Consider the following 701-nt stretch of genomic DNA (forward strand, 5'->3'; position numbering starts at 1 on the left):
TCGTGCGATGCGGCTTGCCGCGGATAATGCCCTGCAGGCCCATGGCCTTCATCAGGCGCCTGACAGTGCAACGCGCCACGTCAAAGCCTTCCCGCCGCATCTGGTGCCAGACCTTGTTGGCGCCATAGACAGCGAAGTTCTCGTTGAAGACACGAAGGATCTCCGGCTTCAGCGCCTCATCCCGGCGGACGCGCGGCGGCCTGCGTTCGGGGCGACGCCGCCGCGCATCCGCCTCATGATATGTCGATGGGGCAATAGGCAGGACCCTGCAGATCGGCTCGACCCCATAAACATTACGATGATCGTCAATGAATGCGATCATGTCTTCGGTCGGCGGTCGAGCTCCGCCTGTGCGAAATATGCCGACGCCTTCCGGAGAATCTCGTTCGCCTGGCGAAGCTCCTTCACTTCGCGCTCAAGCATCTTGATCCGCTCGCGCTCTTCGGTGCTTGGTCCCGCCCGCTTGCCGGCATCCCGCTCGGCCTGCGCCACCCAGCCATGCAGCGTCTGCGGCACGCACCCGATCTTGCCGGCAATCGAGACGATCGCTGCCCATTGCGACGGGTACTCCCCGCCATGCTCCATCACCATCCGAATGGCTCGCTCACGCACCTCTGGCGAGTAAGGATGTCTCTGCTTCCTGTCTGTCATAAAACCACTCTCTCAATGAAAATGGCCTCCGGCAAACCCGGCGCGGTTCA

At 62.2% G+C, this 701-nt stretch carries 1 pseudogene and 1 other annotated feature; the pseudogene reads right to left on the reverse strand.

Annotation, left to right across the window (positions count from 1 at the left end):
- Positions 1 to 651, reverse strand: a pseudogene (locus tag B8784_RS21780) (IS3 family transposase); the annotation flags it as partial.
- Positions 248 to 364, reverse strand: a sequence feature (AL1L pseudoknot). Its footprint overlaps the pseudogene before it by 117 nt.
- Positions 652 to 701: the final 50 nt, after the last annotated feature.

It is taken from the genome of Henriciella aquimarina, from assembly GCF_002088975.1.
Lineage (GTDB): Bacteria > Pseudomonadota > Alphaproteobacteria > Caulobacterales > Hyphomonadaceae > Henriciella > Henriciella aquimarina.